Annotated in this window: 19 protein-coding genes and 2 pseudogenes; 11 read left to right on the forward strand and 10 right to left on the reverse strand. The window is 28.0% G+C overall.

The features are described 5' to 3' along the window. The 5 genes and pseudogenes from topA to ruvX all read right to left on the reverse strand — a co-directional run bounded on the left by topA (position 1) and on the right by ruvX (position 5,936). Positions 1-2,594, reverse strand: a pseudogene (gene topA / locus AC5SLL_RS02660) (type I DNA topoisomerase). A gap of 37 nt (positions 2,595-2,631) precedes the next feature. Next, positions 2,632-3,207: a glycerol-3-phosphate 1-O-acyltransferase PlsY gene (plsY, locus tag AC5SLL_RS02665; protein WP_494586950.1), complete on the reverse strand. Its 576-nt coding sequence runs from the start codon at positions 3,205-3,207 to the stop codon at positions 2,632-2,634. Between the two features lie 2 nt (positions 3,208-3,209). Further along, a complete protein-coding gene (pyrC, locus tag AC5SLL_RS02670) occupies positions 3,210-4,496 on the reverse strand; it encodes a dihydroorotase (protein WP_494586951.1) in 1,287 nt (428 codons plus the stop codon). After that, positions 4,497-5,438: an aspartate carbamoyltransferase catalytic subunit gene (locus AC5SLL_RS02675; protein WP_494580769.1), complete on the reverse strand. Its 942-nt coding sequence runs from the start codon at positions 5,436-5,438 to the stop codon at positions 4,497-4,499. Between the two features lie 42 nt (positions 5,439-5,480). Continuing rightward, positions 5,481-5,936, reverse strand: a complete 456-nt coding sequence (gene ruvX / locus AC5SLL_RS02680; protein WP_494586952.1) for a Holliday junction resolvase RuvX — start codon at positions 5,934-5,936, stop codon at positions 5,481-5,483. Between the two features lie 51 nt (positions 5,937-5,987). On the opposite strand from ruvX, the gene gatC reads away from it, so the two are divergent. The 5 genes from gatC to AC5SLL_RS02705 all read left to right on the forward strand — a co-directional run bounded on the left by gatC (position 5,988) and on the right by AC5SLL_RS02705 (position 11,362). Then, positions 5,988-6,275, forward strand: a complete 288-nt coding sequence (gatC, locus tag AC5SLL_RS02685; protein WP_494580767.1) for an Asp-tRNA(Asn)/Glu-tRNA(Gln) amidotransferase subunit GatC — start codon at positions 5,988-5,990, stop codon at positions 6,273-6,275. Further along, positions 6,275-7,732 carry an Asp-tRNA(Asn)/Glu-tRNA(Gln) amidotransferase subunit GatA gene (gatA, locus tag AC5SLL_RS02690; RefSeq protein WP_494586953.1) on the forward strand — a complete coding sequence of 486 codons (1,458 nt, stop codon included), beginning with the start codon at positions 6,275-6,277 and terminating at the stop codon, positions 7,730-7,732. The genes gatC and gatA overlap by 1 nt, the downstream gene beginning before the upstream one ends. After that, positions 7,733-9,211 carry an Asp-tRNA(Asn)/Glu-tRNA(Gln) amidotransferase subunit GatB gene (gene gatB / locus AC5SLL_RS02695; RefSeq protein ID WP_494586954.1) on the forward strand — a complete coding sequence of 493 codons (1,479 nt, stop codon included), beginning with the start codon at positions 7,733-7,735 and terminating at the stop codon, positions 9,209-9,211. 343 nt (positions 9,212-9,554) lie between these two features. Beyond that, positions 9,555-10,799, forward strand: a complete 1,245-nt coding sequence (locus tag AC5SLL_RS02700; RefSeq protein ID WP_494586955.1) for a hypothetical protein — start codon at positions 9,555-9,557, stop codon at positions 10,797-10,799. Then, positions 10,799-11,362 carry a hypothetical protein gene (locus AC5SLL_RS02705; RefSeq protein ID WP_494586956.1) on the forward strand — a complete coding sequence of 188 codons (564 nt, stop codon included), beginning with the start codon at positions 10,799-10,801 and terminating at the stop codon, positions 11,360-11,362. Before AC5SLL_RS02700 ends, AC5SLL_RS02705 begins: the two co-directional genes overlap by 1 nt. Here the strand turns inward: AC5SLL_RS02705 and AC5SLL_RS02710 are convergent. Then, the gene (locus tag AC5SLL_RS02710; protein ID WP_494586957.1) at positions 11,349-12,113 is read right to left on the reverse strand and encodes a glycosyltransferase; all 765 of its coding nucleotides are present in this window, start codon (positions 12,111-12,113) and stop codon (positions 11,349-11,351) included. The two genes, AC5SLL_RS02705 and AC5SLL_RS02710, sit on opposite strands and share 14 nt — an antisense overlap. Before the next feature lie 14 nt (positions 12,114-12,127). Here AC5SLL_RS02710 and AC5SLL_RS02715 point away from each other — a divergent pair, with 14 nt between their 5' ends. The 6 genes and pseudogenes from AC5SLL_RS02715 to AC5SLL_RS02740 all read left to right on the forward strand — a co-directional run bounded on the left by AC5SLL_RS02715 (position 12,128) and on the right by AC5SLL_RS02740 (position 17,203). Then, positions 12,128-12,550 carry a cupin domain-containing protein gene (locus AC5SLL_RS02715; protein WP_494586958.1) on the forward strand — a complete coding sequence of 141 codons (423 nt, stop codon included), beginning with the start codon at positions 12,128-12,130 and terminating at the stop codon, positions 12,548-12,550. Between the two features lie 12 nt (positions 12,551-12,562). Then, positions 12,563-13,605, forward strand: a pseudogene (locus tag AC5SLL_RS02720) (DegT/DnrJ/EryC1/StrS family aminotransferase). A 214-nt stretch (positions 13,606-13,819) separates the two neighbouring features. Next, complete coding sequence (locus AC5SLL_RS02725) at positions 13,820-14,470, forward strand: O-methyltransferase (RefSeq protein WP_494586959.1); 651 nt, start codon at positions 13,820-13,822, stop codon at positions 14,468-14,470. After that, the gene (gene trhO / locus AC5SLL_RS02730) at positions 14,470-15,375 is read left to right on the forward strand and encodes an oxygen-dependent tRNA uridine(34) hydroxylase TrhO (protein ID WP_494586960.1); all 906 of its coding nucleotides are present in this window, start codon (positions 14,470-14,472) and stop codon (positions 15,373-15,375) included. Before AC5SLL_RS02725 ends, trhO begins: the two co-directional genes overlap by 1 nt. A gap of 9 nt (positions 15,376-15,384) precedes the next feature. After that, the gene (locus tag AC5SLL_RS02735) at positions 15,385-16,755 is read left to right on the forward strand and encodes an MATE family efflux transporter (protein ID WP_494586961.1); all 1,371 of its coding nucleotides are present in this window, start codon (positions 15,385-15,387) and stop codon (positions 16,753-16,755) included. Continuing rightward, entirely contained in the window at positions 16,718-17,203 is a 486-nt protein-coding gene (locus AC5SLL_RS02740) for a thermonuclease family protein (protein ID WP_494586962.1), read from the forward strand. The genes AC5SLL_RS02735 and AC5SLL_RS02740 overlap by 38 nt, the downstream gene beginning before the upstream one ends. Before the next feature lie 35 nt (positions 17,204-17,238). On the opposite strand, the gene AC5SLL_RS02745 is transcribed toward AC5SLL_RS02740, so the two are convergent. From AC5SLL_RS02745 to AC5SLL_RS02760, 4 genes are read right to left on the reverse strand one after another with little or no spacing between them, the layout of a single operon-like run. Next, positions 17,239-17,979 (reverse strand): amino acid ABC transporter permease, encoded by a 741-nt coding sequence (locus AC5SLL_RS02745; RefSeq protein ID WP_494573638.1) that lies wholly within the window; start codon positions 17,977-17,979, stop codon positions 17,239-17,241. A gap of 38 nt (positions 17,980-18,017) precedes the next feature. Then, positions 18,018-18,785, reverse strand: coding sequence for a transporter substrate-binding domain-containing protein (locus tag AC5SLL_RS02750; RefSeq protein ID WP_494586963.1), 768 nt, complete (start codon positions 18,783-18,785; stop codon positions 18,018-18,020). Positions 18,786-18,820: 35 nt separating this feature from the next. Further along, positions 18,821-19,384 carry a sarcosine oxidase subunit gamma gene (locus tag AC5SLL_RS02755; protein ID WP_494586964.1) on the reverse strand — a complete coding sequence of 188 codons (564 nt, stop codon included), beginning with the start codon at positions 19,382-19,384 and terminating at the stop codon, positions 18,821-18,823. Beyond that, entirely contained in the window at positions 19,377-22,385 is a 3,009-nt protein-coding gene (locus AC5SLL_RS02760) for a sarcosine oxidase subunit alpha family protein (protein ID WP_494586965.1), read from the reverse strand. Before AC5SLL_RS02760 ends, AC5SLL_RS02755 begins: the two co-directional genes overlap by 8 nt. Between the last annotated feature and the right edge of the window lie 5 nt (positions 22,386-22,390).

Consider the following 22,390-nt stretch of genomic DNA (forward strand, 5'->3'; position numbering starts at 1 on the left):
TTATTTACCTTTTTTCTTTTTTTTATTTTTTTTATTTCTATCGTATTCTTTTCTTTTCTCAATTAATATTAAAGCTTCTTCCATATTTAACTCCAATGGGTCTTTTTCTTCAGGAATAGTTGCATTTAAAGATTTATACTTAATGTAAGGTCCATATTGACCTTTCATTACTCTAACTGGTTTTTTGTCCTCAGGATGTTCTCCTAGATCTTTAATTATAGATGCTGACATTCTTCCAGGTTTAGCTTCTGCTATTAATGTTATTGCTCTATTTAAGCCTATAGAAAAAATTTCTTCTACATTTTCAATTCTTGCAGATTTATTTTCACATTTTAAATAAGGGCCAAATCTACCAGAATTTAATATAATATCTTTTTGATTTTCAGGATTGATGCCTAAGCTTTTAGGTAATGAACATAAGAATTTAGCTCTATCAAGATCTATACTATCTAATGTAATTCCTTTAGGTATAGAGACATTTCTTAAATTGTTATCTTCTTTTTCTATTTTCTTTTTTTTTGTTTTCTTTTTTTTTTCGTTTCAACAATAGCTTCATCTTTTAATTCTTCAATTTTTTCATATTGTAAGTAGGGACCAAATCTTCCATTTTTAAGATACATGTCATTGCCATTTTCATGCTTTCCTATAAACTTTGGTTCTGCTAGTTGAGATTGAGCAGCTGCTTTAGCTTTAGATAAAGGTCTAGTAAATTTACACTCTGGATAATTTGAACAACCTATAAAAGCACCACCTCTAAAACTATTTTTTAAACTTAATGATCCCGTATCACAAAGTTTACATTGTCTATTTATATTACCTTCTTTATCTCTTTCAAAAATTAAACTACCAAGACTGTCATTTAAAAGGTCTAAAACTTCTCTAGTTCTTTTTTCTTTAACATCAGACACATTTTGATTGAAATCTTTCCAAAACATTTCAAGAACTCTAATCCATCCTTCTTTGCCTGTAGTTATGTCATCTAATTGATTTTCTAATCCAGCAGTAAAATTATAATCAACGTATTTAGAAAATAATTTTTCAAGAAATGCAGATATTAATTTTCCTCGGTCAGTAGGATGAAATCTTTTATTTATAGTTTCAGCATAACCTCTAGTTGATATGACTGATATTATGCTTGCATATGTTGATGGCCTTCCAATTCCTAATTCTTCTAGTTTTTTTACTAAGCTTGCCTCAGAATATCTTGGAGGAGGTTGTGTAAAGTGCTGTTCGTCTAATAAAGCTTCAATATTTATTGGCCCTTTGTCCATTTCTGGAAGAATATCTTCATCTTCATCTTTCTTATTATCGTTCATAACTTTTAAGAATCCGTCAAATTTAATCACCGAACCACTAGCTTTACAAATTGTTCCATTATCATCTGAAGTTATTGTAATAGTATTTCTGTCAAATTGAGCAGGCTGCATTTGAGAAGAAAGGGCTCTACTCCAAATTAAATCATATAATTTATGCTGATCAGGACTTAAATATTTTTTAACAGACCCAGGTGCGCGCATAATATCTGTTGGACGGATTGCTTCATGTGCTTCTTGAGCATTTTTTGCTTTTTTACCAGAATAACTAGCTGGCTGATCAGGCAAATATTCACTTCCAAACTGAATCTTGATATATTTTCTGAAAGCATCCACAGCATCTTTAGATAGATTTGTACCATCTGTTCTCATATAGGTAATTAAGCCAATAGTTTCTCCCTCAATTTCTATTCCTTGATACAATTTTTGAGCGATTTGCATTGTACGTGATGCTCCAAACCCTAATCTACCTGAAGCAACTTGTTGAAGAGTAGAAGTTGTGAATGGACCAGAAGGATTTCTATTTACAACTTTGCTAGAAATATCACTTATTTGAAATTTTTTAGATTGAACAGTATTCATTGCTTTTTTGATTTCATCTTTATTTTTGAATGAAAATTTTTCAATTTTTTTATTCTCTAGTTGAGTGATGCTAGCGAGAATACTATTTTTATTATTATCATTAAATTTAATACTTAGTGTCCAAAATTCTTCTGGATTAAATAATTCAATTTCATGCTCTCTTTCAGTAATAAGTTTTAAGGCTACTGATTGAACTCGACCTGCAGATTTTGATCCTGGCAATTTTGTCCACAGTATAGGCGATATGTTAAAGCCAACTAAGTAGTCTAGAGCTCTTCTAGCCATATAAGCATCAACAAGTAAAGGTTCAATTTGCCTAGGATTTTCAATGCCATGCACTACTGCTTTTTTGGTTATTTCATTAAAAACAACTCTTTCAACATATTTATCTTTTATCAATTTTTTTTCATTCAAATATTCTTTTACATGCCATGCTATTGCTTCACCTTCACGATCAGGGTCTGTTGCCAAAATTATTTTTGAAGAAATTTTAGCAGCATCAGTAATTTCCTTAAGATATTTTTTTGAAAAACTATCAACTTCCCATTCCATTTTAAAATTATTTTCTGGATCAACAGATCCATTTTTTGATGGAAGATCTCTAATATGTCCATAACTTGCTAAAACAATATAGTTATCACCTAAATATTTATTAATAGTTTTAGCTTTAGCAGGACTTTCTACGATGACTAGATTCATTATAAAACAAACTACTCAAAAGCTTTTGATAGTCAAATCAATAAATTTTTGTCTTTGTTTCTTCTTTATTTTTAAGGCGTTTAACGTTTTCTCTATGAGTATAGAGTATTAAAATAAACATTATCATAAAAAAAATTGAATTATGATTTCCAAAAATGAATAAATAAAGTGGAATAACCAAACTTGCAATTATTGATGATAAAGATGAAAATTTTGAAATGACAAATATAATTCCCCAACTAACAACAAAAACAAAACCTAGAATAATATTTATAGAAAAAAGTATACCAACATAAGTTGCAACACCTTTTCCACCTTTAAATTTTAGCCATACAGGAAATACATGACCCAAAAATGCACTTAAAGAAGCTATAAAAACGTATTCTGGATAGTTAAATTTTACAAATAAAACTGGAATAACTGCTTTTGCTATATCTAGGGCTAATGTCGTATATCCTAAAGTCTTATTACCAGTTCTTAGGGCATTCGTTGCACCAATATTTCCTGAGCCAATATTTCTAATATCTTTTTTTAAAAATATTTTTGTGAGTATAAAACCAAAAGGTATAGAGCCAAGAACATATGATACTAATGCAATTAATAAATATTCCATTATTATAATTTAAATAGTTCTTCACCTTTTACAAATGTATTTGTTACTTTACCTTGGAGTTTTTTATCTTCTATCGAAGTATTTTTAGATTTTGATATCAGTTTTTCTTTTTTTACAATCCACGGTTTATCAATATCAACTATACAAAAATCAGCTTCATTTCCGACTGAAAGATTACCTTTGTTTATTTTTAATATTTTAGCTGGGTTTGATGTAAGTGCTTTAATTATAGTTTCTAATTTTACTGATCCGTTATGATATAATTCTAAACTTAATGAAAGTAGTGTTTCAATACCTGATGCACCAGTAGCTGCTTGAGCAAATGTTAATCTTTTTTGCTCTTCATCTTCAGGCTTATGATCTGAAACAATTACATCAATAGCACCATCCTTTAAACCTTGCACAAGCCCAATTCTATCTTCTTCTGTTCTTAATGGTGGTGATAATTTTAAGAAGGTTCTGAAATCCCCAATATCATTTTCATTTAATGAAAGATTGTTTATAGAAACACCAGTTGTAAATTTAACTTTTTCTTTTCTTTCTTTAATTATTTCAATTGATTTTGCAGCAGATACTTGTGATATATGATATCTACACTTTATATTTTCTAGTAACGTTAGATCTCTCTCTATAATTATTCTTTCAGCCACCGAAGATATTCCTGATAGTCCTAGTTTTGTTGCAATAATTCCTGAATTGATCATTCCATTTTTAGATAACTCATAGTCTTCAGCATGCTGCATAATTAAAGTCCCAAGATCTTTAGCAGAATTCATTATACGAGACATTAATCTAGTATTTTGAATAGTTTTTATACCATCTGTAAATCCAATTATACCTCTGCTTTGAAGTAAACCAAATTCTGTCATTGTAATTCCTTCAATGTTTTTTGTAAGGGCTGCACTAGGAAACACGTTAATTTTAGATTTATCTCTTCCACGTCTTTTTAAAAAATCTACAATTGAAACATTATCTATAATAGGATCTGTGTTTGGCATAGTGACAACTGAAGTTACGCCACCAGCAAGAGCCGCATTACTTAAGGTTCTAAAATTTTCCTTGTATTCATAACCTGGCTCACCTGCAAAAACTCGCATATCTACTAAGCCTGGAAATATATATTTTCCCTTTAAATCAATAATCTTTTCTCTTGAAGGTATATTGTTTGTGTTTACTTTTTTGCCAATAGCTTCAACAGAACCATCTTCAGCAATAATCATTCCACCATTTTCATTAATTGAATTATGAGGATCAATTATATTAGCATTTATAAAGTATTGTTTTTTCATTTATTCACAAAATATTTTTAAACAAGCCATTCTTACTGCCACCCCAAGCTCAACTTGTTCTTTAATTACACTCCTGTTGATATCGTCAGCTAACTTTGTATCTATTTCAATACCTCTATTCATTGGCCCTGGATGCATTATTAATGCATCATCTTTTGCATGTAATAGTTTGTCAGGAGTTAATCCATAATATTCATAGTATTCTCTATTTGAAGATAAAAATGAGCTAGTCATTCTTTCATTTTGTAATCTTAACATCATCACAATGTCACAGTCCTTTAATCCTTTTTTCATGTCTGTAAAAGTATTTACACCAAATTTTTCTATCTCTTTTGGCATTAAATTAGATGGTGCAATAATATTAACTTCTGCCCCTAACATATTGAGCAGATAAATATTTGATCTTGCAACACGTGAATGTGTTATGTCACCACAAATTGCTATCCTCAAACCTTCAATTTTTTCTTTTCTATTTATAATTGTTAAAGCATCTAATAAAGCTTGAGTAGGGTGTTCACGACTTCCATCACCAGCATTAAGTACAGCACAATTTACTTTTTGAGACAAAAGATTACATGCTCCAGAGTCTTGATGTCTAATAACAATAATATCAGGATGCATTGCATTCAAGGTCATTGCTGTGTCTATAAGCGTTTCACCTTTTTTAATTGCAGAATTTGCCATATTCATAGACATGACATCTGCACCAAGTCTTTTACCAGCTAGTTCAAACGAACTTTGTGTTCTTGTAGAAGGTTCAAAAAATAAATTGATTTGTGTCTTACCATTTAAAATATTTGTTTTTTTGCTTTTACTTTGATTTAATTTAATAAATGATTTTGCTTCATCTAAAATTAGATTGACATCATTGATGGATAAATCTTGAATACCTAGGAGGTGTTTTTGAGAGATTTTAATAGCTTTATTTGTTTTACTTGCCATTAAAATTAACTCTATAACTATTAATAGGCACTATGGCAAGTATTAATTATTCAAATAATCTATTGCCCCTTGTAAAATAAAGGCAGCAGCATTTTGATCTATAGTTTTTACTCTTTTAGATACATTAACATCCAATAAACTAGAAATATTAAATGCCCCAACCGTTGAAAGTCTTTCATCCCATAGTATCACTGGCAGATTAATTGATTTAGATATATTTAAAGCTACATCATTAACAGATTGAGCTGATCTGCCCATGCTACCGTCCATATTGACAGGGTTCCCAATAATTATCCCTCCAATATTGTTTTCTTTGATAATAATTTTAAGTTGGTCGATTAGTTCATTGGTGTTTGTTTTATCGATAGTTTTAAATGGTGTGGCAATTGATTGCCTCTCATCACATATGGATACACCAATTCTTTTAGAACCCAAATCTAAACCAATAAATCTGACTTTATTTGCTTGTTTTAATTTGAATTCTTCAATTGTGATCATATTGTATATTTTAAACTTAAGTGATAGTTTGCCGACATATTTAATTATCACATGACTATTGATCTTAAAACAATAAAGCACATATCAAAATTATCAAGGATTTCTGTAGAAGAAAGTAAAGCTAAAAAATTGGCTGGAGACCTGAATTCGATATTTGATTTTATAGAAAAATTAAATGAACTTGACACTGAAAATATTGAACCTTTAACCTCTGTTGCTGAAATAACTTTAAAATTAAGATCTGATGAAGTTAAAAGTGAAAATATTAGAGAGCAAATATTGAAAAATTCACCTGATGAAAATGAAGATTTTTTTGTCGTACCAAGAGTTGTTGAATAATGACTAATATTACTTCATTAACATTGTCTGAATTAGTAAAAAATATTAAAGATAAAAAACTATCCTCAGAAGAAACTACAAAAGCTTACATAGAAAGAGGAGAAAAATCTCAAGATTTAAATACATATATTACTGAAGATTTTTCTAATGCTCTCAAAAAGTCAAAAATTTTTGACCAAAAACCAAATTTTGATTTAAAACTACCTGGGGTCCCCATGGCAGTTAAAGATTTATTTTGCACTAATGGAGTAAAAACAACTGCGGGAAGCAAGATGTTAAGCAATTTCATTCCAACATACGAGTCAACAGTCACTCAGAATATTTGGAACGAAGGTGCCATTTTACTTGGTAAGTTAAATTGTGATGAATTTGCAATGGGATCTTCTAATGAAACAAGTTTTTTTGGAAATGTTCAAAGTCCAATAGATAAAGATCTTGTCCCTGGTGGTTCATCTGGTGGTTCAGCATCAGCTTTAGCTGCTAACTTAACTCCAATTACAATTGGTACTGATACAGGAGGTTCTATTAGACAGCCAGCATCATTTACAGGAACTGTAGGATTAAAACCAACTTATGGAAGCTGCTCAAGATATGGGATAGTTGCTTTTGCATCTTCTTTAGATCAAGCAGGTCCAATGTCTAAAAATGTAAAAGATTGTGCTTTGCTTCAAGAAGTTATTAGTACCTACGATGAAAAAGACTCAACATCAATAAACTTTAAAAGAAATGAGTACAGCAAGGAGTTAACAAACAATATTAAAGATATGAAAATTGGAATTCCTAAAGAATATAGAGTTGATGGCATGCCTAAAGAAATTGAAGATTTATGGTCTAAAGGGATTGAGTATATAAAAGATTGTGGTGCAGAAATTATAGAAATTACGCTGCCACATACGAACTATGCTTTACCAACTTATTATATTGTAGCTCCTGCAGAGGCGTCTTCAAACTTAGCAAGATACGATGGTGTAAAATATGGTTTTAGGTCTAATGGTGAAAATCTTATTGATATGTATGAGAGAACTAGATCAGAAGGTTTTGGTAGTGAGGTTCAAAGAAGAATAATGATTGGAACTTATGTTTTGTCATCAGGTTACTATGATGCATATTATTTAAAAGCACAAAAAGTTAGAAAATTAATTAAAAATGATTTTGATGATGCGTATAAAAAGGTTGATGCAATTTTAACCCCCTCAACACCCAGTGCTGCTTTTAAGATTGGGGAAAAAACTAACGATCCAATTTCGATGTATTTAAACGATATATTTACAGTACCAGTTAATCTAGCTGGTTTACCTGCAATTTCTATACCAGCAGGTTTGGATGCAAAGGGTTACCCGTTAGGACTTCAAATTATTGGAAAAGCCTTTGATGAACAAAAAATATTAAACATTGCTTATGCAATGGAAGAAAAAATTCAATTTAAAAATAATATTACAGATTGGTGGATTAAGTAAATGTCAAAAGATAAATCAGAATATCTGGTTGAAAGAGGAGACAACATCTATGAGGTAGTCATTGGTCTTGAAGTCCATGCACAAGTAACCTCAAATTCCAAATTATTTTCATCATCATCAACAACTTTTGGAGCTGAGCCCAATACACAAGTAAGTTTAGTAGATGCTGCCTTTCCTGGAATGTTACCGGTTATTAATGAATTTTGTGTTCAACAAGCAATTAAAACTGGCATTGGATTAAAAGCTCAAATTAATAAAAGATCAGTTTTTGATCGAAAAAATTATTTTTATGCAGATCTTCCACAAGGGTATCAAATATCTCAGTTTAAATATCCCATAGTAGGTGAGGGCACTGTAATACTTGATATGCCAGATGGTCAAAAAGAAGTTGGTATAGAAAGACTTCATTTAGAGCAAGACGCTGGAAAAAGTATACATGATATGGATCCACAAAATACATTAGTAGATTTAAATAGATCAGGAGTAGCATTAATGGAAATTGTGAGCAAACCTGATTTAAGATCACCCGATGAGGTGAGTGCTTATATTAAAAAGCTAAGATCAATTATGAGGTACTTAGGTACTTGTGATGGAAACATGCAAGAAGGTTCTTTAAGAGCAGATGTAAATGTTTCTGTACGATTGAAAGATTCTAAAGAACTAGGGACACGTTGTGAAATTAAAAATGTAAATTCAATTAAATTTATGCAAATGGCAATAAATTATGAAGCAAATAGACAGGTTGATTTAATTGAAGAAGGAAAATCAATTGATCAAGAAACAAGATTGTTTGACACTAAAAAGAATGAGACTAGATCAATGAGATCAAAAGAAGATGCTCATGATTATAGATATTTTCCAGACCCAGATTTATTACCATTAGAAGTATCAGATGAATTTATTGAAAAACTTAAAAGTAATATTCCAGAACTTCCTGATGATAAGAAAAAAAGATTTATTGATGAATTTAAGATTTCTTCCTATGAAGCTACAATATTAGTTTCTGACATTGATATAGCAAAATATTTTGAGGAAGTTGTTGCCAAAATGGGCAAGAACAAAGATATGAAGTTAGCAGTTAATTGGATTACTGGTGAGTTATTTGCAGTTCTAAATAATAGAAACTTGGAAATTTCAGAAAGTCCAGTAAGTGCAAAAAATTTAGCTAAACTTATCAACTTAATTAAAAATGGAACTATTTCTGGAAAAATAGCCAAGTCAATTTTTGAATTAATGATAGATAATGATAAAGATCCTCAAATAATTGTCGAAGAAAAAGGTTTAAAACAAGAAAGTGACCCAAAAGCTTTAGAAGCGTTAATAGATAAAATAATTGATACCAATAGAGAAAAAGCTATTGAATATAAACAGGGTAAAGAAAAACTATTTGGTTTCTTTGTAGGGCAGGCAATGAAGGTTTCTGGTGGTAAAGCTAATCCACAGCTAATAAACGAAATATTAAAGAAAAAACTTCAATAGCCCTATAATAGGTAGACATAAAGTACTTAAAAGATTGTCGGTAGAAGATTAAGTCAGTCCATAGTAATCCAAGACAACATGAACATCTTATTAAATAATATAACTTTAACTTAGCTTTCATTACTATTAAGATTAGAAAATAAGGTTTAATTAAATTGAGCAGACTAGTAACAAACTGGTACCCAAAGAGATAATATTATAGAGTAAAAAAATGGAACTTTTAATAGATATTATAAATTTAGTTAGTCTATTTTTTTAGACTTTAAACATGGATATAAAGAATGAAATCTAGATAAAAATATCTCAACAAAGTTTTAATAATAAAAATTTAACAATTTTAAATATGATTAATCAAGATAATATTTCTAGAAATTTATTGTTTTCATTTTTTTCAACAACTCTCTTCGTTTCTTTTTTTATTGGTGAAAATTCAGCTGGTGGTGCTAAATATGATCATTTAGTAACTAGTGAATATATATTATTATTTTCAAACAATATTAAAGAAAATTTATTAATATACGATCCAAAGACAAATCCGCACTTACCTTTTTTTTATATTATATTAGGAAAATTACTTAATTTATTTAGCTTAGAGATTTTAAGATTTTTTTATTTATTGATATCATTAACATTACCAGTTGTGTTTTATAAAATTTTAAAATTAAAATTTAAAAGTAGTGATAAAAATATATTATTTATAATTAGTTTATTAATTTTTTTATCTCCATACTTCAGATCCTCAGCTGTATGGTTAACTAATGACAATTTAACATTAATATTACTTTCTCTTTCAATTTATTATTTTTTTAAAACTGAAAAATTTAAATCAAAGAATATAAACCATATACTAAAGTGTTTTATTTTTTTAGCACTAGCTGCCTATCTTAGACAAAATTTTATATTGTTTATTTTTTTTTATCTTTATTATTTATTTTTAAATTCAGAATTAAGAATAATATTCATTGTTTTGCTTATAAACTTTTTATTATCAATACCAATATTATATTATGCAATTTATTATGAACATATATCTTATTATATTGTTACTAATTCTATAGATAGAATTAATTTTTTATTAAATATCACAATATATTTAAATTTAATTTTGTTTTATTTATTTCCTTTTATAATTTCTAAAATAATTTTTAAAAAAATAATATTTAGATTAAAAACTAATCTAAAAGAAATTTTAATATTAATTTTATTAATTTTTTTAGTTAACTATTTTATTTTAGATTACTCATATTCTACTCATGGATTTGGAGGAGGTGCATTTTATAAATTATTTGTTAACTTTCTAAATATTCCTGAATTATTTTTTTTATTTTCAATTATTTCTTTAGTTTTATTATTTTGTTTTTTGGATAAAAAAATTAGCAATTATATTGTAATAATTTTACTTTTTTTGCTTTATCCTTTGCCTACTCTTTATCAAAAGTATTATGATCCATTATTTATGATAATATTATTTTCTTTATTAAGTTTTGATAAAGATATTAATATAAATTTTTTAGATAAAAAGTATGTTGTAATCCCAACAATATATTTTTCTTCATTCTATTTATTTGCATTGTATTATTATTCATAATGAAGTTTAAAAATTTTTTGAATGAAGATTTAGATAAAGATATAGAGCTTAAAAAAAATATATTCAACTTTATAATAAAAAATTTAAAACATTCTATTTTTAACCTTTTTAGTTTCAATGAATTTAAAAAAATATATTTCAATTACAACAAAAAATTTATATATATAAATTTTGTCAACAATGAAATTAATTGTTTATTAACATATCTAAATAAAGAAAATGAAGTTTATCTAAGAAAAAACTTTTTAAAGTTTTTTTTAAAAAATCCTTTAAAATTTATAATTTTTATCATTAACCCTATTAATTTATTTAAGAACATTAGTCCTCCAAAAGATTATTTACAGTTATTTCACTTTGTAAATTTGAATTTAAAATTTATTGATAGAAAAAGAAAATATGAATTTATTAATTATGTTCATAAAATTGTTATTAAAAATGAATATAAAGGTATTTACGTGATATATAGAAATTCTAATATCTTTGCCAAAAAATATTATCAAAATAATGAATATAAGACATATAAAAAAAATTTTTTTTACACATTAGCACTTAAAAAATTTTGAATTTTCTTAAAAAATTAATTTTAATTGAAATTAAATAAAAAAAACATTTTATAATTAAATCAAGTTTATTGCTCGTAGTTTTTGACACACCACTTCTTCTATCTAATTCAACATATGGTAATTCAATAATTTTTAAATTATTCATTTTTGCATCTACTAATAATCTTATAAAATAATCACCATAATAACCTTTTAATTTATGATTTTCCAAAAAAGTTTTTTTAATTAATATAAAACCACTAGTGTAATCATATAAATCTTTAAATAAAAAAAAATTACATAATTTATTTAAATATATACTTAATTTATCAATTGTTTGAGCTGAATACTTTTTATTTTGAAAATATCTTTTGCTTTCTTCTAAAAATCTTGAAAAAAAAATCAGATCATAATTATGTTCATTCATTTTATTAATCATTTCATTAATATACTTAGGTGGATGAGAATAATCTGCATCAAGCCAAATAACATAATCAAATTTTGATTGTTTAATACCTTCATTTAATGAATTAACTAAACTATTCTTATAATTGGTTCTAACAATCAAACTTAGGTTATTAATTGAGGTTTTTAATTGGTTGATCTTTTTTATAGTACCATCTTTTGATCCATCATCGACAACGATAATTTCAAACTGAATTTTTTTTTTTGTAAAAATATTATGTATATCTTGAATTAAATCCTGAATATGTCCAGCTTCATTATAAGTTGGAAGTATTATTGAATATGTGTTATTTAAATTTATTGGCATTATAATATCGTAATATGGTTAAACTAATTAAATACAAGAATAATATTTTTGCATATATTATTAAAATATCAAATAAAAATGGGGTTAATTTTTGCACGCCTAAAGATATTACTCAACAAGTTGGGATATTAAATCATAAGAAGGGTCATATAATTAATCCTCATATTCATTTCAAAAACCCAAGAAAAATAATCTATACAACAGAGGTTTTAATTATATTGGAAGGAAAGGTAAGAGTTGATTTCTTTGATAAACAAAAAAAATACCTTTTTAGTAAAATTTTAAATAAAAATAAAATTATAATATTTATAGATGGAGGTCATGGATTTGAAATTATTCAAAATGCTAAAATTATAGAGGTAAAGCAAGGTCCTTACAATGAAGTAAAAGATAAGATAATTTTTTCTTCTAAAATTAAAAAGAAGATCATCAAATAGGCATAAAAAATTATGTTACCTAAATCATATAAATTTATACCTGTAAATGAGCCTGTAGTTACAAGTTCAGACGCAAAATCAGTTTATAAAACTGTAAAATCTGGTTGGATTAGCTCAACAGGAAATGAAATTAATAAATTTGAAAAAAAATTTGCAAAAATTATTAATAAAAAATATGCAACAACTGTTTCAAATGGGACTGCAGCTTTAGAAATAGCATTAAAAGCGCTTTGTATTGGAAAAAATGATGAAGTTATAATTCCTAATTTTACTATTATATCAACAGCTTTAGCAGTAATAAAATTAAATGCCACTCCAGTGCTTGTTGATTGCGATCATTTTAATTGGAATATGAATATTGATCAAATAAAAAAAAAATTACAAAAAAAACTAAAGCAATAATAGCTACACATATTTATAACTATCCTTTAGAAATTGATAAAATAATTAGAATTTGTAAAAAAAAAAATATTAAAATCATTGAAGATGCCGCAGAAGTAATTGGTTTAAAATATAAAAATAAGATGTGTGGTTCTTTTGGAGATATTTCTACATTTAGTTTTTATGCAAACAAACATGTTACCACAGGTGAAGGTGGAATGATTTTAACAAATGATTCTAAGATTTATGAAAAATGCAAATCATTAAAAAATCTTTGTTTCGGTAAAAATGATAGACGGTTTTTGAATTCAGATGTCGGATGGAATTATAGATTTACAAATATTCAGGCATCGCTTGGCTTATCACAATTAAATAGATTAAAAAGTATTGTTAATAAAAAAATTTTTGTAGGTAAGACATATTATAAATATTTAAAAAATAATAAAAATATTTATTTTCCAGAACCAAAAAAAAATAACCTTGAAAATATTTATTGGGTTAATGGTTTATTAATTTTAAATGGTGCAAAAAAAGATGCAAAGAAATTAGCAGAAGAACTTAAGAAACATAAAATAGAAACAAGACCTTTTTTTTGGCCAATGCATAAGCAACCAATATTAAAAAAAAAATATCTTCAAATAAAAATGATAAATTCCCATTTTCAAATATATTAAGTAAGTATGGAATTTACTTGCCATCTAGCATTAACCTTTCTTATAATAAAATAAGATATATTAGCTTAATTGTTAATAAATTAACTAATGAAAAAAAAAATTAAAAAATTTTTACTTATTTACTTTGTACAATTATTAATATTAGCAAAAACACCAATGAAATTCTTTAATGTTCTCGTGGCGAAATTAATAGACACAAAGGACTTAAAATACCATGGGTAAAGCAATTAGAATTACTGAAAAGCTTGAAAAATATATAAATGATTTTAGTTTAAAGTTAAATCCCATCCAGCAAGAAATCATCGATTATAACAAATCACTTGGTGACGTTAAGAGAATGCAAGTAGCAACATCTCAGTGTCATTTTCTTCATTTAATTATAAAAACCTCTAACATTAGAAATGTTCTTGAGATTGGTACTTTTACTGGGTTAAGTGCGCTTTCAATTGCTTTAGCATTACCAGAGAATGGTAAACTTATAGCTCTTGATAAAAATGAAGAGACTAACAAGATTGCAGTAAGTTTTTTTAAGAAAGCTAATCTGGACAATAAAATTCAAACAATTGTTAAGCCTGCATTAGATACTTTGGAAGAATTAAAGAATAATAAATTCGATATGGTTTTTATTGATGCTGATAAAATGAATTATAAAGAATATTACGAAAGATCTTTAAAATTAGTGAATAAAGGTGGATTGGTTATTGTAGATAATGTTTTGTGGCACGGTGAAGTTGCAGATGAGAATAATTTAGATAAATTTACTGTAAATATTAGAGACTTTAATGATTATGTTGCAAAAGATAATAGAGTGGAACAAATCATTGTACCATTAGGTGATGGAATGACTGTTTGTAGAGTGTTGTAATGTTTGATGTATTTGGATTTTACAAATTTAAAAAACTTACCTCATTAAAAAAATATAAGGTTTTACTTCAGAATTATTTAATAAAAAAAAATATCCGAGGAACAATAATTATAGCGAGTGAAGGTGTAAATGCAACCATCTCAGGAAAAGCTAACGATCTAAAGTCAACTATTACCAAGATTAAAAAGATATTAAATTTTAAAAAGTTTGATAGTGAAAATATTTCAAAAAGTAAATTTCAACCGTTTCACAAACCAAAAGTAAAAATTAAAAAAGAAGTAGTTCCCATGGGTCTTTCTTTGTCATCAAAAAATAAAAAAGATAATCATGTAGATCCTAAAAAATGGAATAAGTTAATTAATGATAAAAACACATTAGTTTTAGACTCAAGAAAACCATTTGAATATAATGTAGGTACCTTTAAAAGATCAGTTAATCCTGATGTTGCTAATTTTAGAGAATTTCCAAAATACCTAAATAAGTTAAAAAAAACAAAGCCAATAGCGATGTTTTGTACAGGTGGAATCAGATGTGAGAAAGCTACAGTATTTTTAGAAAAAAAAGGTTTTAAAAATGTTTATCAATTGAAAGGTGGAATTTTAAATTATTTAAAAAATATTAAAAAAAAAGAAAGTCTATGGAATGGTGAATGCTTTGTTTTTGATAACCGAATTAGTGTTAAACATGGATTAAAGGTTGGCAGTTATTCAATGTGTAGTGGATGTAGAAAACCTGTCTCTCCAAAAGATAAAAAGTCTAAAAAGTATGAAGAAGGTGTTTCTTGCCCAAATTGTCATGATAGTTTGACAATCGTTCAGAAAGAAAGATTTAGAATGAGACAAAGTCAAATAAACCTTGCTAAAAAGGCTGGTTCAAAGCATAAATTCCAAAAAGAATTTAAATAGGAAAATCATTTGTCTAAAGCTATTAACTTAACAAAAGATCCAATTTGGTCACTACTTCAAAAAGTAACGATACCTGCTAGTGTAGGTTCTTTATTTCAAACTTTCTATAATTTAGTTGATACATGGTTTGCAGGAAGAATTTCTGCTGAAGCTATAAGTGCTATAGCTAAATCATTTCCAATATATTTTGTAATTATTGCAGTTGGTGTTGGTATTGGGGCTGCAACAAATTCATGTATTGGTAATCTTTTAGGTGAAAAAAAAATAAATAAAGCTTCATTATTTATTGCTCAATCAATAATTTTTGCATTAGTTACTTCAATCGTTGTAACTTTATTTGGACTAAACGCTGCTGATTTTCTTTTAAGCGTTATGGGATCTGATGCAACAGGTATTGCTTTAACTAGAGAGTATTTAGACATCATTTTTTATGGAACGTTTATTGTGATGATTCAAATCTCTTTAAATGGAGCTTTGAATGCGCAGGGTGATACCAAGAGTTACAGAAATGTACTTATTTTTAGTTTCTTTTTAAACATTTTTTTAAACCCTTTGTTTATTTGGGGATATGGAATTATCCCTGCATTTGGAATAGGGGGACTTGCTATTGCAACTGTCATATCTCAAACAATTGGAACTATTTATTTAGCTTACAAAATCAATTCTTGTAAATTAAAAAAATATTTATCAATAAATTGTTTTATACCTAAGTTTATTCTCCTAAGAGAATTGTTCATGCAAGCTACTCCAATTATGATTAGCATGCTTTTTATTGGTGTGGGTATCTTTAATATATTGTATTTTATTGGACAGTTTGGAGATCTTGCTACTGCTGGTTATGGTGCGGCTTTAAGAGTAGAACAAGTTTTTTTACTTCCTGTAATTGGATTAAATACAGCCGTCCTTTCAATTGGTGGACAAAACTTTGGTGCAAAAAAGTACAATCGTATTCGTGAACTTTATACCAAAGCTTTAACCTTTGGATGTTCTTTTATGGCTGCTGCAGGTGTAATTTTGTTTTTTGGAGCAGATTTCTTTGTTTCTTTATTCACAGAAAACCAAGAAGCCATTTATCATGGAGCTATTTATCTAAAAATTGCTGCTTTAATTGCACCAATTTATCCTGTATTTTTTATTACCACAGCAGTATTTCAGGCTCTAAAAAAACCAATTTTTAGTCTTTACCTTAGTATTTTGAGATTAACAGCTTTTCCGTTTTTGTCTTTATGGTATGTAATTAATATTAGAGGTGGTGATTATGCAGACATTTTTTACACAATCATGGCTACAAACTGGTTTATGGGTATTGCAGTAATTATATTTATTGGATATTTTTTAAATAATGTTTTTAAACAAAAGAAAAGCCATTTTACTTATTAGCATAAGTTTAATAATATTTTTTTTAACATACAATCAAGTTAAGTCTCAAATTATTAAAATAGTTGATGGAGATACAATTCATCTTAATGGAGAAAAGATCAGATTTACTGGTATTGATACTCCAGAATTAAAACAAACATGTGTGAAAGCTGGTGTTAGTGACCCCTGTGGAATTACCGCAAGGCAGATACTTATTGATAAAATAGGAAATAATACTGTTGAGTGTATTGTAGAGGGACAAGATCAATACAAAAGAAGCTTGGCTGAATGCTTTGTAAACAAAGAAAGTCTATCAACTTATCTTGTAAGAAAAGGTTATGCTTTTGCTTATAGAAAGTATTCAAAAAAATTTATAGCAGATGAAGACTATGCAAGAATAAATAAAATTGGCATGTGGTCTATGAGTTTTGATTATCCTTGGGATTATAGAAAATCTAAAAAAAATTAAACCTAAAGATTACTTTTTTTTAACAGTCTTAATTCTTAATTATTACCATCTCTTTTGAGGCGATTTTCAAACTTTCTTACAAAAAATGAGACAATTAAGATCAAAACTAAATATTCTAATATTAAGAAGGTATAAATTTCTAATGGTCTATAAGTAGACACAACTAATTCATTAGCCTTTCTTGTTAAGTCACCAATACCAATAATTGAAACTAGTGAAGACATCTTTAATACATATACAAATTGATTGCCTAATGCAGGTAAGATATTTTTAATTGCCTGAGGAAGGATGACCAATCTTAACCTTTGATAAAAAGTTAATCCAAGTGTTGACCCTGCTTCCCACTGAGATTTTTTTATTGAGTTTATACCAGCTCTAAATATTTCTGCTTGAAAAGCACTCTCACTTATCGCAAGTGCAATTATTCCAGATACAAAGGGACTAAAACTTATTCCTGTCATTATTGGAAGTCCATAATAAATCCATAAAATTAAAACAAGCAGGGGTATAGCTCTTACAATTTCTACATAGCAAACATTTATGTATGTTAAAAATCTATTTTTAGCTAAAGATGGAATTGCAACAATAAACCCTAATATTGCAGATATGATTATAGATACTACTGAAATATAAATTGTTGTAGTTAAACCACTTAATAAAAATTTAAGATTTGTTAACCCTTCAACATTATTGGGCGAAAGAATAAACCAGCCTAATTCTTGGCCACTACAAGAAGTAAGAGTTATAAATAAAAGTAAAAAAATTAAATTTTTCACTTTTAAATTATAATTGATTAAAGAATATTATCTAATCTTTATAAGCTTTTTAAATTATATTTTGCTAAAAGTTTATCAAAGAAACCAGAGGATTTTTTATCTTTAATCCACTTATTTACATAATCATTCCAAACTTTATCATTTTTATTAACCATCATAGCTAAAAAAGCAGGATTTTTTTCTCCATCAGGAACAATGGCTAGCTCAGGATATGTAATAACTAATTTATTTGCCTCAGTAGAGCTTGTAATATTTCCATCTGCTCTTCCAGCTAAAACTTCTTGAAAATCTCTTGCTGGCGCTTCAACAGATCTTAGATTTGATTTTGGAAAAAACTCCTTTGCTTTTTCTTCTTGTGAAGTTCCTAGTGTTGTTGCAATAGTAACATTACTGTTGTTCAATGAATCCCATGTCGAATATTTTTTTAAATTCTTTTTAAGCACCAATGGTACAGTTCCATATTTATAATATGTATCAGTAAATCCAGCTACTTCTGCTCTTTTTGGTGTTTTCGTAACACTTGTAGAAATATCATATCTTCCTGCAGTAATTCCAGAAACTATAGTTTTCCATTCTGTAGGTACAAATTTAATTTTAACACCCATATCTTTAGCTAGTTCGCTCATTACATCAATATCAAATCCTTTATACTTATTTGTAGCAGGATCTTTTAGAGTCATTGGATCCCAGTCACCTGTAGTTCCAACTTTTAATTCACCAGAAGATAAAATCTGATCAAGTTTAGATTCTGCGTTAAGTGAGAAGGGTAAAAGTGCTAATAGCACCACAAGGAGTATTTTTTTCATAATTTAAATATATATGAAAATTAATGTGTGTAAGGTTATAACCTTGACGCACTATCACTCATCCAGGAGTGTAAATGTTGGGAAAAAGAGCGCCTAATGAATAAATCCACATTATTTATCTCTTTATGGTGAATAATAACATCAATATGAGCTAGAATCGTTTGAACAACCAAACCTTTTTTCGTTTTAAAATTATTAAAGTTAAAAGGCGAGCCTGTTGCTAGTAAATCAAAAACCTTACTACCCTTAATATTTAGCATTACAAACTGATCACTTACATCAGTCACTGCACCCAATTTAACTTTTGATATATTTCTAATTAACTCATCTTCAACTTCATAAGTATTATTGTCTTCACTTACAGTTTCATTTGATATTAACATCCATTCATCAGGGCTTAACCAAAAAGCAGTTAACTTTTCAGTTGAAGTAGAAGTATTAGCTTCTGTCGGTAAAAGCATATTAAGATTTTTTCCAATTGCCGTCATAAATTCTTTTGTTTTGCCTCTTATGATTAGTTTCATTATAGGTTTAATTTCTTTTATTTCTAAATCAGAATAAGCGATATCACCTTTAATAGATGTTTTATAATTAAGCATTTAACCTTTCATTTTCTTTGTCAAAAAAAACAGGGTTAACAATTGTGACGTTAATATTTTTGTTTTCCATTGGAATAAATAATTTTTGACCAAGCATATTTTTTCCACCCCTAACTACAGCTAGTGCAATTGATTTATTTAGATTGGGACTATAATAACTTGAAGTAACATGACCTAACATTTCAACTGGTTTTTGATTTATATTAGCTACTATCTGAGCACCTTCTTCCAATACCTCTGATGGATTATCTGTTAATAGACCAACCAGTTGTTTACGGTCCTCTCTCATAGTGTCTGATCTATATAAAGATCTTTTTCCAATAAAGTCATATTTTTTCTTACTAACAATCCAGTCCATTTGTAGGTCTATAGGTGTCATCGTTGCATCGGTATCCTGACCAACAATAATAAATCCTTTTTCCGCTCTTAATAAGTGCATCGTCTCAGTGCCATAAGGTGTAATGCTGAACTCTTCACCGGCCTCCATACATTTTTTCCATAAAGCTTCACCATAATTTGCTTGAATATTAATTTCATAACTATGTTCACCCGTAAAACTAATACGCATAATTCTACATTTAATATTATCTATTTTGACATTCTTGAATGACATATGAGGAAAATTTTCATCAGAAAGATCAAGATCTGGTGCTAATTTTTTTAAAATCTTTTTACTATTTGGCCCACAGATACTAGCTGTTGCATAATGATCAGTTACCGACGATAGGTAAACATCTAGTTCGGGCCATTCGGTTTGAAGATAATCTTCTAATTTTCCAAGTACATTTGCTGCGCCCCCAGTTGTGGTTGTCATTATATAATGATTTTCATCTAGTCTAGTTGTAACACCATCATCATAAACCATACCATCTTCATTGAGCATTAAACCATAACGACATTTTCCAATAGCAAGTTTTGACCATGCATTTGTGTAAACTCTATTTAAAAATTCAGAAGCGTCTGTTCCTTGAATATCAATTTTACCAAGTGTTGAAGCGTCTAATATGCCTGCACTCTCTCTTGCTGCTTTACTTTCTCTTTGTACGGCTTCATGCATGGTTTCATTATTTTTTGGATAGTACCAAGCTCTTTTCCATTGACCTACGTTTTCAAATTCAGCCTTATTTTCTATATGCCAATCGTTCATAGGCGTTCTTCTAAATGTATCAAAAAATTCACCAACATTTCGTCCAACAATTGTTCCAAATGTTAAAGGAGTGTAGGGAGGCCTAAAAGTTGTTGTTCCAAGTTCACCCATTTTTACACCTGCAGTTTCTGCAATAATACCAAGTGCATGCATATTACCAAGTTTGCCTTGATCGGTACCCATCCCTGTTGTTGTATATCTTTTTACATGCTCAATTGATCTGAAACCCTCTCTTAGAGCAAGTTTAATATCTTTTGCTGTTGCATCATTTTGATAATCAACAAAGGGTTTGGTCTTTCCTAAAATCTTATCAGAAGGAAGCAACCAAATATTTCTAAAATTCTTATCTTTAGGACATTTTATTTCTAAATTGTCATATTCAGTTTCGTTTATATTTAAAAATTCTTTTATAGATTTTACAGAGCTGGTTATTACATCATCAATTTCAAAATCACCATTACAAGATCCGATACTTATTTGATCGGAAGAGTATTTATTTGGTATAAAAACCTGATCTTCATCTCTAAATTTTAATTTACCACCTGATTGAGTAAAAAGATGTACTGCTGGTGTCCATCCTCCCGCAATAGATAAACAATCACAATTCAATATAATTTTGTCAGAACCACTAAATGATTGTCCATCTTTAGATAGTTTCATAATTGTAATTTTATTTATTCTTTTATAACCCCCTGTATCCACTACTGTATAAGAGTTATATATTTTAACTCCTAGATTTTGAGCTTCTTTTGTAAATTCTGTATTAGATTTTTCTCTAATATCGATTATTGCATCTACATTAATTCCTTTTTTTATCAAAGAAATTGCTGCTTCATAAGCTGTATCATTATTAGTAAAGAAGATATTTTTTTGACCAGTTGCTACGCCATAATAATCGGCATATTTTTTAACAGCTGAAGCAAGCATAATGCCAGGTCTATCATTGTTATTAAATATTAATGGTCTTTCTAATGCTCCTGTTGCAACAATAACTTTTTTTGCTCTTATCTTTAATAATCTTTGTCTTACTTTATTTCTTTTATCTGAATGAGGAAGATGATCTGTTAAATTTTCTCTTGCTAATAAATAATTATATCCATGATAAGCTGCCACACTAGTTCTTGTTTTAATTTCTAAATTATCAATTTTTTTTAAATCATTAATTTCATTTTCTAACCAAATTGATGAATTTTGATCATTTATCTTAATATGATCTGTATCTTGGTAGATTGTAGTACCACCAAGTTCATTTTTTTCATCAAGCAATAATGTTTTTAACTCATTTTTTGCAGCAGTTTTTGCAGCTAAAATTCCTGCAACACCAGCACCTATTACAAGAACATCACAATGAACATATTTATGCTCATATATATCTGGATCAGGTTCAGTTGGTGACTTCCCCAATCCTGCTGAATGTCTTATTAAAAATTCATATTTTTCCCAAAAATTAGCTGGCCACATAAACGTCTTATAATAAAATCCTGCAGGCAAAAGGGGAGATATAAAATTATTTATACCCCCTATATCAAAGTTGACACTCGGCCAACAATTTTGACTTGTAGCCTCTAAACCATCATAGATTTCAATTTCAGTAGCTCTAACATTTGGTTCTGTAATTGCTGTATTATTATTAACCTGAACAATTGCGCTAGGCTCTTCAGAGCCTGCCGTCATTATTCCTCTTGGTCTGTGGTATTTAAAACTTCTTCCAACTAAATGAACATCATTTGAAAGGAGGGCTGAAGCTAATGTATCTCCTTTAAATCCATAGTAAGTTTTATTATTGAACTTAAAAGCAATCTTTGTTGTTTCATCAATAAAATTACTAGTTTTTACTCTTAACTTTTTTTGCATATAAA

Source organism: Candidatus Pelagibacter sp. PS_43 (assembly GCF_059417795.1).